Below are 12,746 nucleotides of genomic sequence, written 5' to 3' on the forward strand. Positions count from 1 at the left end.
CCCCGCATCAGCGACCAACGTTGCCGACGCGGGGCTTTTTTCATGCGCGGCCGGAAAAAACGCTTGACACCGCACCCGTACACGCGTACTATCACACCAGTACACGCACCTGCCTGAACCGGGCAACACTATGTGGCCCGGCGCCGCCGTTCTCGGGAAAGGAACTGCTTTGCAATTCCTATCCCGCCACGGCGCACCTCGGGAACACCGTACCCCTTGTATCCCTGTCACGGCGTGCCAGGGGCACACCGTACCTCTCACCTCACCTTGGGTGTGACTATGTTCTTTTCGATTGACCCATCGGGCGATACGCCGATCTACGAACAGATTGTTCGTCAGGTCAAGTTGGGCGTGGCTGACGGAGTGCTGGTTGGCGGCCAAATGGTGCCAAGTGTCCGTCAACTTGCGAATGACCTAGCGATCAACCCCAACACGATCGCGCGGGCGTACACGGAACTTCAAAACGATCACGTTTTGGAACCGCTGCGTGGCCGAGGCATGGTGGTACGCCGCGACGCGATCAGTCGTTGCACGAAAGCTCGCAACGCTTTGGTGGCCGATGCGGTACGCCGTGCTCTGGCCGACGCGATTGCCGGCGGAATGACGTCGGACGAGCTTCGCACGCTCTTCGAGCTTGAACTTGCAAAACAATCCACTGCACCGGAGTCATGAAGCATGGGAAATTCAGTCATTTCGCTGGAAAGCGTTTCGAAGCGATACGGTCGCACTCAAGCGCTCGATCACGTTTCGTTGGAAGTTCCCGAGGGTGTCGTGTTCGCATTATTGGGCGAAAACGGTGCTGGGAAAACAACCATGATTCGGATTCTGACCGGATTCGAAAATCCCGATTCGGGTCACGCACGCGTGCTAGGTCATTCCACGACCGATGCGGCGATGGAAATACGCCGAGCGGTCGGGTACGTGTCCGACGCACCCGCCCTGTACGACTGGATGCAGGCCGAAGAGATCGGATGGTTCACGGCGGCGTTCTATGACGACGCGTTTCCGATGCGTTACTTAGAACTATTGGCCGCGTTCGATGTTCCGGCTGGCGTCAAAATCAAGAACATGAGCAAAGGCCAGCGGGCAAAAATCGCATTGGCGTTGGCGACGGCTCATGACCCGAAGCTGTTGATTCTGGATGAACCGACCAGCGGACTGGATCCGATGGTTCGTCGACAGTTTTTGGAATCGATGGTCGATCGTGCGGCACTGGGGCGAACGGTGCTGTTGTCGAGTCACCAGATCAGCGAGGTGGAACGTGTGGCGGACTGGGTCGCGATCGTTCACAAGGGCAAGCTGAAAGTGTGCGAGCCGCTGGAAGCACTGCGAGCCAAAACATTCATCGTCACCATGACGCTGGATCACTCCGATTCGACGGTCGCGGTACCGCACGGCAAGGTTTATTCCGAGGTCCAAAACGGCCGGCAATTGCGGTTCGTCGTATCGGACCTTCCCGAGGATTGGCGATCACAGTTTGGACCCGAAAGCGGCGTGAACGACGTGGTGGCCGTGCCGGCGTCGTTGGAAGAAATTTTTGTCGCTGTATGCACTGATGACAAGGCGATCGCTTAGCCGATTTCGGCAGCCTACTTTTCTATCTATCGATCGGCGAGAACGATGAATCTATCACAGGTTTGGCAACGACTGATTTGGAAGGACGCGACCATGATCCGTCCTTTGTTGCTGGCGATCGGCGTGGCAATAATGGCGATGCCGTTTTTGGCGGCACTGATCGCTGCGGTGGCAGATGATCGTGGTCGCAGTGCGGCGACGTTGTCGGTGATGATGTGGATTTTGCTGCCCAATTTGATGGCGATCGGGCTGCCTCCGATGTTGGTCGGCACCGAAGAAGAGAACGGGACGCTGGGATGGCTTCGTACGTTGCCGGTACGTTGGCAGTCGATCGCGGATGCAAAGTTTGTGTTGGCCGCGATCAGTGTTGTGGCAGCATGGTTGTTGGGTTCGCTGGCGTTTTGGCTGGCGTCGTGGGTTTGGCACGGTGCGTCGCCGACCCGCGACTTCACGGGATTGCTGACCGCGCAAGGCATCGGCCAGGCGTTCTTCTTCACGTGTTTGTTGTTGATGCTCGGGTTCGTAACGACCTACGCGATTAAGTCGCCGGTGGCGGCATTGGTCGCTTTGTTGCCGACCGCCGCGATCGGCTGGTGGCTGGTGTATTCGATGATTGTCTACTTGCTCGATCATCGCTATGCGACATCGATTGCATCGATCGACGCGACCGCTGCCCAGTGGACGCAAGCGATCACCGCGGGCTTTATGGTCTTGTTGGGTTTGTTTGCTCTACAGCGTTGGTTGGCGAAACGCCGTTTGTCAGACGCCAAGTGGAATCTAAAGAACTCGACCGAAGCGATGATGGTTCGCCACGCGTACCAACCGCCACCGCGAGTGACGGTCGGCCTGGATCGACCAACGCCCGTTTTCGCACTGTTGTGGCAACAATGGCGTCAGGTTCGCGCCGTGGTTTTGTCGTTGTTTGCGATCACAACGCTGTTCATCATGCTGTTCGCCGCGACGGACTTTCAAAACCAAGGCTCGATCAACCAAGGGACGGTCGGATTGATCATCCCGGTCGCCACGTTTGCGTTCTTGTGGATGGGCGCGACGACGTTCTACGGGGATTCGGTTCGCCGACGATGTGCATACTTCGCCGATCGAGGAATTAGACCTCGCCGGGTTTGGTGGACGCGAGTACTGCCGACATTGGTTCCGGCGTTGGTGCTGTTGTTGATGCTAGTGTTTTTCGCGCCGGGGATCGATCGGAATGCTGATTCGACCGTCATTCGTGTTGCGGTAGCCGTCTACTTAACGTGCTGTTACGGGTTCGGCCAATTCGTATCGATGTGGGTGAAGCGACCGACGCTATCGTTCTTTGCTGCTCCGGCTTACGGGATGGTCGCGACGTTTGCCTGGGGATGGTTTTTCGTTCCCTACTATCGTTATCTGGCAGCCGCCTTGGTGCTGGCGCCGATGCTGTTGATGGCGACGCGCACAATGACGGATCGATGGCTGGACGGCCGGATCGACCGAGCGTTCCATTGGCGAATGGTCGGCTGGACGGTCATGGCAATCGCAATTCCGATGCTGTTGGTGCTGTCGATTCGCTACGCAACAACGCCCGCCGAAATGACCGATTGGCGGAAACAGATGATGGCGGTTTCGCTACCGAAACTCGAGCGATCGTCGACCCGCTGGGAAGGTGTCCCCAGTTCTAGGCTGGTTTCGCCCGAGGCGATGGAGCCGAAATATGTGAGCAATGTCGCTTTGCGTCCGAAAATCGGCGAGCGATTGATGCTAGAGCTCAACGAAAAAGAGACGGTCGGCAAACATGTTTCGTTCGCGGAACTTCGATCGCTCGTTCAAGGGCAGTTTCTCGGAAACGACATGGACGGCGAATGGACGGAACAGGAGGGCGAGCCGATCTTCGACGACCAAACCAATACCACGGGCCAGGACGCATTGATCGCGCGGCGACAACGTACACTCGCAATCGAAGTACTTTTGAAGTGGGCCAGACAAGTTCGCCAAAATGTGGCGGATGGGGAAGAAGGCTTGATCGGGCTGATCCGCATCGCCGCGCCGGCGGAAGGGCTAGCGGTCGCTTGGGTGGAAGCCTACCGGGATTTGAAGTCGGAAGTCTCGGGCGAATTTCTGATCGATAAAATTCCATCGGAAGATGTGCGGAAGAGGTCGCGCAGGATTGGGGTCATCGGCGAATGGCAACGATTCAACGAACGAGGCTGGTTCAGTCGTGGCTCGAACCCCATGAATGAGTTCGCGGGTGCATGGATGCTGTCGGGGAGGACTCACAAGTTCGCGATCGAACGTCGTCGCGCCGAACGTCACATCGATATGTTTACACGCCGGTTGTTAGAAATGATTGACACCGACGCATACGGAAGTTCGTCCGCGATTGCGGCCTTGAGTGCAGACCTGGGCCGAGCCGTGAATGGGGCTTCTTTCGATCCCAAAAACAATCACGTCGAAAACGATCTGATCATGAACTGGATCAGGACCATCCGCAAATAGTAGCCATCCGCGTGATGGCTACTTTTCACGCACCAATTCGATCGCACCAAGGCTGATCATTTTCTCGGTGATTCGGCTGGCAAGTTCCAGCGCCGCCGACACGTCGTCCTTGAAAGCAATCTCGTCTGATTCGTCGATGCGTTGTTTGCCGTCGGGGCTGAGTGCGACGGCTGACATTTTCAGTTGGCTGCCTTCGACGTTTGCGTATGCGGCGATCGGCGCTAAGCAACCGCCGTGCAATCGCGACAGTAGCGTTCGCTCGGCCGTCACTGACGCTCGTGTTGGCAGATGGTTTAGCTGGTTGATCGCATCGAAAGATCGCTGGTCATCGGCGCGGACTTCGATGCCCAACGCGCCTTGGCCCGGCGCGGGCAACATTTCATCCATGGTGAAGTGGTAGCGCGGCAAGTCCACCATTTCCAGTCGAACCAAACCCGCATCGGCCAGGACGACGGCGTCGAAGCCTTCGTCTAGTTTGCTAAGCCGCGTCTGCACATTCCCTCGAATCGATTCAATCTGTAAATCTGGTCTTCGGCTCAGCAATTGGGCCGCGCGGCGACGGCTGCCGGTGCCCACGCGAGCTTCAGCGGGCAGATCGGCAAACGCGATTCCCGATTTCGAGACCAGGCAATCGGCCACCGTTTCACGCTCGGGCACCGCCGCAAGCGCCAGCGACTCGATCACTTCGGTCGGCAAATCCTTGAGCGAATGCACGGCTACGTCGGCTTCGTCGTCTAAAAGGGCCTGCTGGATCCGTTTGGTGAACAGCCCGACTTGGCGGGTCCCGTCGATGGGCCGCATGTCGGTGTCACCGCTGCTGACCATGGGGACCAATACGGTCTCGATACCCAACATTGCCAAGCGAGCGGCGACATGTTCGGCTTGCCAGAGTGCCAGGGGGCTCTGGCGAGTCGCAATTCGGAGGGGCATGAATAGCTTTTAGGTGCTAGATATTTGGGATAAGGTTCGCATTCCGGTCGGCTATCATAGGTGTCGACGGCATTTTCTAAAACCTAACACCCCAAACCTGTGCTGCTTCGTTGTCCTCATCCAGCGACAATTTGCCGATTGCCGACGAACCGACGCGGGACGACGCCGGGTTTGACCATGACGTCGACAGTCTGGGCTTCTCGTCATCTTCGGATCAGGATTCCGATTGGACCAGCAACGACGTTCCCGATCGCATCGGCGGATACTCGATTCGCGAGCTGATCGGTTCCGGCGGCATGGGAAATGTCTATCTGGCCGAACACACTCGGATGCAGCGGATCGTCGCGATCAAGATGCTGCCGATCGATCGGATGAAGGACGAATCAGCGGTTCAGCGGTTTTACGACGAAGTGCGTGCGGCTTCGCGGTTGATGCACCCCAATATCGTGACGGCATTCGACGCCGGCGAATCGGACGACGGCATTCACTATCTGGCGATGGAGTATGTCGACGGCGTTACGCTGACGCGTTTGGTTGCGATGCGAGGTCCGTTGCCCGTCGGTGAAGCTGCTGCGATTATCCAGCAGGCAGCGCTGGGGCTATTGCACGCACATCGCGCGGGCATCATCCACCGCGACGTCAAACCGGGCAACTTGATGCGAGCGAGCGACGGCACGATCAAGGTGCTCGACCTTGGCTTGGCACGAATCAGTGAAGCCGATCTGAGCACATCGCGCAGTTCCAGCAAAATCGATCACGAAGACCCACTCAAAAGCTCGAAAGGCAGATTGGTCGGGACGTTGCCATTCATGTCGCCGGAACAGTTGGAAGACCCGGATCAAGCCGACGCTCGGAGCGATATCTACTCGCTTGGCGCGACGATGTATTTTCTGTTGACCGCCAGTCCGCCTTTCGTCGGCGAGTACCTTGACCAAGTGTACGGCCACCGCCATGGCGAGATTCCGGACTTGATGCAAGTTCGCAGCGATGTGGATCTGCACTTCGCCAACATTTTCTCTCGAATGATGGCGAAGAAACCGGACCAACGGTACGTCTCGCTCGATGAAGTCATCGACGACTTGAGTGCTTACACCAGCCAAGTTGACGCGCCGGTTTGGTTGGCCGAGTTCGCGCAGCGCCGCGGCTCTGTCGACTCGCCTTCGGCGGGAAGCAGTTCGACGTTCGCGGGCGGATCAACTTCCACGGCCGCATCAAAAGTCTTCGCGATTGACTTTGGCATGTTTTACTCGGCCACCGCTTCCGCATCGCCAATCGGCGGGGTTGAGTCGTTGGAATCGGGCGGCCCCAAGCGACCGCTGTTTCGCATGGCAATTGCGTCCGATGAAGACCGGTTGCTGTACGGACAGGACGCGATCGATCGACGCAGCCAGTTTCCGCAAAGTCTGTTGCATTGTTTGCCCATGTACATCGGCAAACCTGTGGTAGATCGCAAGGTGGCGGGTCGCGCGTGTCCACCCGAAGTCCTGATGGCGATGCTGATTCGGCAAATCCATAAGAACGCTTGGTCCGGTCGCAGCCAACCTTTGGCGACAGCAATCACAGTACCAGCAAGTTACGACCAATTGCACCGGAGAAGTATTCTGCAGGCCGCCAAAATGGCCGGGCTTGAATCGGTTCGGCTGGTCGACCGTTCGCTGGCAGCGGTGCAGTCGCTGTGGATCGAGTCCGAATCCGCCATCGCGGGTGAATCGCTGCGGGAATCGAGCCTGTGTGATATTGAAACCGATCATGACCAAACGGTCCTGTTCGTCGGAGTGTCGGGCCAGGCGTCCGAGATTGCATTGATTCGCCGAAACGGCGCGCGACTGAATCAACTCGCCAGCGGCGGACACTGGCACCAGGGAACGTTGCCCTGGCTGCACAGGCTGGTCGACTTGGCGGCAGCTCGGTTCTCGGTGAAGCATCATTTCGATCCGCGCGAGAGCCTGCGGACGGCGGCACGTTTGCAAATCGCTTGCGAAAAAGCCATGAACACGATGTTGCTGGCCCAATCCGCACTCATCAAGATCGAAACTCGCGACGGACTGAAAACGGTTTCGATTGATCGCGATGACTGGGTCGACGCTTGCGACGATCTCGTTGTGGCGATGGTTTCGGCCGTCCGTCGAACCTGCGCGGATGCGTCCGTTCAACTCTCCGACGTCGACGTTTGCGTCACGATGGGCGCGATCATGCGAATCGGTCGTGTCCGCGACGCGGTGACCGAAGGCTTGTCGGCGGATGTACTTCGCCGTGTGACGGACCGGTCCGATGTGGCTCGTGGCGCGGCCGCTTGCCTAGCCGCGGAATTACCCGGTCGCGGCGACGTCGCGATGCCGCCACGCAGCGTCAGTGGTCAATCGATCGGAATCGTGATCGAAGACGCGAAGGGGCGGCGCCGGATTCTGCCCATCATTCCGAAAGGCACCTCGCTTCCCGCGCGAACGAACCGACGTCTGACGATCGGAAAAGGGCGTTCGTCAATGACGCTATCGTTGGTCGAGTCGTCGGGAGTCGTCGGCGATGATTGGCATTCGCTGGGTCGCTACGAATTCGGCGGCTCGAACGCGAAAGGCGGCGACAACGATCGCCCCATTGCGGCTCAGACGATTGGCTTTGAAGTCAACGTGAACGGTCTACTGACCGTCCGCACGCGATTGCCCGGCACGGCATCGAGCACGAAGTTGCCGCCATTGCCAACGCCCGTCATCACCGATGAATCCATGAAAGAATGGACCAAGTGGATCGACGGTTTGCGTTGACCAGAACCGACCGAAGTGGACCGGTTCAGAGTCAGCCGATTCAAATCGTTATTTCGTTGCCTTTGATACTCAGCGATCCGCCGACTCGGCAGAACGTTCGTCCAAGAATTCGCAGCACGATGCAGGTTCCCGCGGTTCGTCGAATGAACGGTGCGTGAGCCGCGATCGATGCTTTATTGGTCGGATTGATGGATGCAAAGAGTGTTTGCTTCTGACTGGCAACGACGTGCCATAGCAGTCGTCGATAGATTCGCCGGCGCCGGTGAGCCTTGGCCACCATCGCTGCGAAAATCCACGATTGGTTCTCGGTCAGCAAAATGCGCACTCCCAATTCGGTTTCATCAAAGTAATCGTCGCCGATCCATACGCCGCCGATCGTTTGGGTCCCCATCGGTTCGTCGGTATCAATCGCTAAACATGCTCGCTTGGGAGACTCGGGGCCCTCGCCGCCGGATTCCGATTGGAAATACGTCAACGATCGAGCCTGGGCAAAATCCTCGTCGGTCTCGCACCAGCGGAAGGTGATGCCGTCTGGAGCCGGAATCTCGATCGCTTTTTCGGTCGGCAATCCGATCTCGAAAATGCGGAAGATTCGGAAACGAAAAATACGCTCGGGAACGACTCGATTGAAGACGATTCCGAGCGAATACAGCAGTCCTCTAGACTTTAAGCGGTTGAGCACGTTTCCATTCACCTTTCGCAAAACATCGTCGCGGGCAACACTATATCGATTCAAAATGCCAGAATAGGATCCAAGGCGCCTCGAAACGCCTGCTCCCGAAGACTTACCGAACCCCCTGTTGGAATCAAGCCCAGTGTCTTTATTTGTTGGCGTCGATGTCGGTGGAACCACCAGCACCGTTGCGATCGGCGATTCCGATCGTCGCGTTTTACGGATTTCAAAACAGTTTCCGACGCGTTCCATCGACGGGCCGGATGCGACCATCGCCGATATCGTGAACCAAATTCGTTTGGAATTGGACGGGATGGGGCGGTCGGCCGATGAGGTTACCGCGATCAACCTGGCGACGCCGGGGCCGGCAACCAAAGAGGGAGTCCTGTTGTCGACGCCGAACTTGGATTCACGGTTGTGGAATCGTTGTCCGATCCGCCAGATGCTGCAGACGGCGTGGAAGACAGCAGGATTCGATGCGCCCGTTTCCTATGTCGGTGACGGTCAAGCGGCTGCGGTTGGCGAATCAGCGATCATGACAGGGTTGCTGCACTGGGACGAATCGCCGGTGGGCGATACCAGCGATACATTCGATTCGCTGTTCTTCATTGCTGTGGGAACGGGCCTGGGCGGTGGCGAGGTACGCTTAGGCGTGCCGGTGCAAGGCAGCCGCGGCCGGGCCGGTCACGTCGGACACTTGATGTTGCCGATCCACGCGTTCCGTTTCGAACATGATCGCAATTTGAAGGTCGGCAACGCTTACTGCACTTCCGAAAGTGCGATTTCGTTGACTGCCTTGACGCATCAATTGGCCTATCGATTGACGCTCGATGCCCATGCAAGTCACCCGTTGAATAAACAGACCTGCAGCATGAAGGACAAGGCAAAGCAGTTGCGAGAGTTGGCCGCCGACGGCGATGAATTGGCGGTCGAATTGTTGGATGATCAAGCCAAAGCACTGGGGATCACCATTTTGATGGCGAACTACTTGGGCGATTTCGATCGCATGGTGATCGGTGGCGGCGTCTGCGATTTGTCGCCGGCACTGCGAGATCGCTACCTGTCGCTGGTCCGCGAATCGTATTTCGAGAACGCTTTGGACGGATTTCGAGACTTCGACCAAATCAGCTTTTCGGTCTGCGGCGACCAAGCGTCCGTGATTGGTTCGCTTGCATGCGCGATGGACGAAGGATCAAGCGGGAAATAGCAAGCGCATTTTTTCGCTGACGGCGGGGGCCAGTCCCGCGTTGAGGGCGGAGACGGCACGGCAGATCAGTTCATCTCGGCACCCAGCCACGGCCTGGCAGCGGTAAATCCATGCTTGAAACGGATTTTGCCGTTCGGAGCCACCTCGTCTCGCCAGCGGCTAAACTGATGGGCCCACAACCCATTGCTCTGTCGCGAGATCCCGCCCGTGAAACGCTTCGTCCTCTGCCTTGCCTCGTTTCTGATGTTGATTGGCCTGACCGACGCCAAACAGCCCAACATTCTGTTCGTATTTTCCGACGATCACGCGCCGCAGGCCATCGGAGCTTACGGTTCAAAGATCAACCAGACTCCGAATTTGGATCGGATCGCCAACGAAGGCGCCATCTTCCGCAATTCGTTTTGTGCCAATTCGATCTGCGGCCCCTCGCGAGCCTGCATTTTGACCGGCAAGCATTCGCACAAAAACGGATTTCTGCATAACGGAAACCGCTTCGACGGGTCGCAGATGACGTTCCCCAAGCTGATGCAGGAGGCCGGCTACCAAACTGCGATCATCGGAAAGTGGCATCTCGGCACCGATCCCGTGGGCTTCGATCACTGGGAAGTCCTGCCCGGACAAGGCAGCTACTACAACCCTGACTTTTTGCAAATGGACGGCAAGAAGAAACGCTACGACGGTTACTGTACCGACATCATCACGGAAAACACGTTGAAGTGGTTGAAGGAAGATCGCGATCCCGAAAAACCGTTCATCATGATGTGCCAACACAAGGCGCCGCACCGCAACTGGTCTCCGCCGCCTCGGTACTACTCGCTTTACAACGACGTCACCATTGCCGAGCCCGACACCTTGTTCGACGACTGGTCCGGTCGCAGCGAACTGCTGAAGCAAAATGAAATGTCGATCGCCAATCACCTTAGTTGGTCGCACGACATGAAGTTCCACGGCGAAAACTATTTCCCCGCGCACTTCTCTGGCGCTCACAACAACGGCGAATACAACCGGATGACGGATGCCCAAAAGGCGGCCTGGGACGAAGCGTACGAACCGCAAAACCAAGACTTCATCACGCGAATGAAAGCGGGCGAGTACACCGACAAGCAGGTCATCCAATGGAAATACCAACGCTATATCAAGGACTACCTGCGCTGCATTCAAGCCGTCGATGATTCCGTGGGCAGTCTACTGGGCTACCTGGACGAAACGGGATTGGCCAAAGACACGATCGTTATCTACAGCAGCGACCAAGGTTTTTACTTGGGCGAACACGGCTGGTACGACAAGCGTTGGATGTTCGAAGAATCGCTGCGGATGCCGTTCCTGGTCCGCTGGCCCGGCATCATCGATGCCGGAGTCGACTCGACGGCGATGATCCAAAATATTGACTACGGTCCGACGTTCTTGGATGTTGCGGGAGCCCAGGTGCCAGCCGAGATGCAAGGTCGCAGCATGGTTGAGCTACTGAAAAACCAGGGCAAACCGTCGGCGAATTGGCGTGACGCGATTTACTACGCGTACTACGAAAACGCCGCAGTCCACAACGTTCCCCTGCACGACGGCGTGCGAAACGATCGCTACAAACTGATGTTCTTCCCGCGAACGAGAGAGTGGAACCTGTTCGATCTGCAAACCGACCCACAGGAAATGACCAGCGTCCATAAAGACCCGAACTATGCGAGCATCCTTGCAGGATTGCAAAAGCGTTACCGCGACTTGCGCCAGTTCTATGACGTCAACACGGCTGTGATCCCGGGAACTCGAGGCGATGAACCCAATTGGGCGAAGCGTGATCGCGAAATGACGCAAAAAGCCAAGCAAGGCAATGTTGATTTAGCGTTCATCGGCGACTCAATCACTCAGGGATGGGAAGGTGCTGGGAAGGACGTTTGGGAGAAGTATTACGGCAAACGCAAAACGATCAATCTCGGCATCGGTGGTGACCGGACCGAGCACATCATTTGGCGTTTGACGCACGGCAATCTTGGCAAGATTCAACCCAAAGTTGCTGTGCTGATGATCGGGACCAACAACACGGGTCACTTCGATCAGGATCCTGCACAAGTCGCCGCGGGCGTTCAAGAGATTCTGAACATCTTGGCGGATAAGTTGCCGGACACGAAAGTCGTTTTGCAGGGGATCTTCCCGCGAGGCGATGGGCCGCTGGATGCCAAACGATTGAACAACATCGCGATCAATCAGATGATCCGCCGAATGGCCGATGGTTCTCGCGTGCATTTCCTAGAAATAGGCGACCAGTTCTTGGAAGCCGATGGCACGATCAGCAAGAAGATCATGCCGGACAAGCTGCACTTATCGCCCGAGGGCTATGAACGGTGGGCAAAGGCACTGGAGCCAAGCTTGGTAGAGCTAGGCCTGTAACGGGCAACCCCATGTTGCCCTGCGACTCCGTCGCAGGGTGTTCCGTGTTTACTCAGTGGACTAACCGGCCAACCGTGAGATGCGGTTATGGGGCTCGGCCAATTCTTCGGCGCTTGCTTGATAGCGGTATTGCATCAGGTAGGCGTCTTCGTCGGTGTCTTCATAGAAGTCACGTAGAACCGACACAGCGCGGAAGCCAATCTTTTTGAAAAACAATTGCGCTTCGAGGTTCGTTTCACGGACCTCCAACATGATCCGGTTTCGTCGCTCTTGCGACAGCTTGCCGAGCAACTTGCCGATCATCGCCAAGCCGACACCGTTGCGGCGTTGATCTTCGGCGACGGCGAAATTGAGAATATGGAGCCGATTCTTGTGCAGCTCGTAAATCATGAAGCCGACCACTTTGTCGCCTTCTTCGGCCACCATGCCGATGCAGTTCCGTTGGCGAAGGCAGCGGATGAAATCATCCTCCGTCCAATTGAATTCGAAACTACTGTTTTCGATCCCCAATACGGCCGGCATATCCCGACGGATCATCCAACGAATGTGAACACAAGTACGTGTTTGTTCGGTTTCCACCCTGGGACTCCTTTCCAGCGAAACAACCTGCGAACGAAAAACCTGAACCGTTTTTCGAGCTGCCCCTAGCCATCATGGCTGAGCGATTCGGAGATTAGCAGATGACCGAATCGGGACCAAGATTAAAAAGCGAAGTTGTTGCGAATGCCGTGAAACGTGCATG

At 56.9% G+C, this 12,746-nt stretch carries 9 protein-coding genes; 6 read left to right on the forward strand and 3 right to left on the reverse strand.

Going from position 1 to position 12,746, the window contains the following annotated elements:
* The first annotated feature begins 279 nt into the window (after positions 1–279).
* From Poly51_RS01500 to Poly51_RS01510, 3 genes are all read left to right on the forward strand, one after another.
* Positions 280–672 carry a GntR family transcriptional regulator gene (locus Poly51_RS01500; protein ID WP_146453582.1) on the forward strand — a complete coding sequence of 131 codons (393 nt, stop codon included), beginning with the start codon at positions 280–282 and terminating at the stop codon, positions 670–672.
* A 3-nt stretch (positions 673–675) separates the two neighbouring features.
* A complete protein-coding gene (locus tag Poly51_RS01505; RefSeq protein ID WP_146453583.1) occupies positions 676–1,575 on the forward strand; it encodes an ABC transporter ATP-binding protein in 900 nt (299 codons plus the stop codon).
* Between the two features lie 93 nt (positions 1,576–1,668).
* Positions 1,669–4,050, forward strand: coding sequence for an ABC transporter permease (locus Poly51_RS01510; protein WP_186775273.1), 2,382 nt, complete (start codon positions 1,669–1,671; stop codon positions 4,048–4,050).
* An 18-nt stretch (positions 4,051–4,068) separates the two neighbouring features.
* Here Poly51_RS01510 and hemC read toward each other — a convergent pair whose 3' ends face one another.
* Positions 4,069–4,980: a hydroxymethylbilane synthase gene (gene hemC, locus Poly51_RS01515; protein ID WP_146453585.1), complete on the reverse strand. Its 912-nt coding sequence runs from the start codon at positions 4,978–4,980 to the stop codon at positions 4,069–4,071.
* Positions 4,981–5,090: 110 nt separating this feature from the next.
* Here hemC and Poly51_RS01520 point away from each other — a divergent pair, with 110 nt between their 5' ends.
* Positions 5,091–7,742: a protein kinase domain-containing protein gene (locus tag Poly51_RS01520; protein WP_146453586.1), complete on the forward strand. Its 2,652-nt coding sequence runs from the start codon at positions 5,091–5,093 to the stop codon at positions 7,740–7,742.
* A 40-nt stretch (positions 7,743–7,782) separates the two neighbouring features.
* Here the strand turns inward: Poly51_RS01520 and Poly51_RS01525 are convergent, their stop codons facing one another.
* Complete coding sequence (locus Poly51_RS01525; protein ID WP_222435766.1) at positions 7,783–8,424, reverse strand: hypothetical protein; 642 nt, start codon at positions 8,422–8,424, stop codon at positions 7,783–7,785.
* A 133-nt stretch (positions 8,425–8,557) separates the two neighbouring features.
* On the opposite strand from Poly51_RS01525, the gene Poly51_RS01530 reads away from it, so the two are divergent.
* Positions 8,558–9,622, forward strand: a complete 1,065-nt coding sequence (locus Poly51_RS01530) for an ROK family protein (protein WP_146453588.1) — start codon at positions 8,558–8,560, stop codon at positions 9,620–9,622.
* A gap of 207 nt (positions 9,623–9,829) precedes the next feature.
* Positions 9,830–12,004, forward strand: a complete 2,175-nt coding sequence (locus Poly51_RS01535) for a sulfatase/phosphatase domain-containing protein (protein ID WP_246114198.1) — start codon at positions 9,830–9,832, stop codon at positions 12,002–12,004.
* Positions 12,005–12,064: 60 nt separating this feature from the next.
* Here Poly51_RS01535 and rimI read toward each other — a convergent pair whose 3' ends face one another.
* Positions 12,065–12,541, reverse strand: coding sequence for a ribosomal protein S18-alanine N-acetyltransferase (gene rimI, locus Poly51_RS01540; protein WP_146455072.1), 477 nt, complete (start codon positions 12,539–12,541; stop codon positions 12,065–12,067).
* Positions 12,542–12,746: the final 205 nt, after the last annotated feature.

The organism is Rubripirellula tenax, from assembly GCF_007860125.1.
Taxonomy (GTDB): domain Bacteria; phylum Planctomycetota; class Planctomycetia; order Pirellulales; family Pirellulaceae; genus Rubripirellula; species Rubripirellula tenax.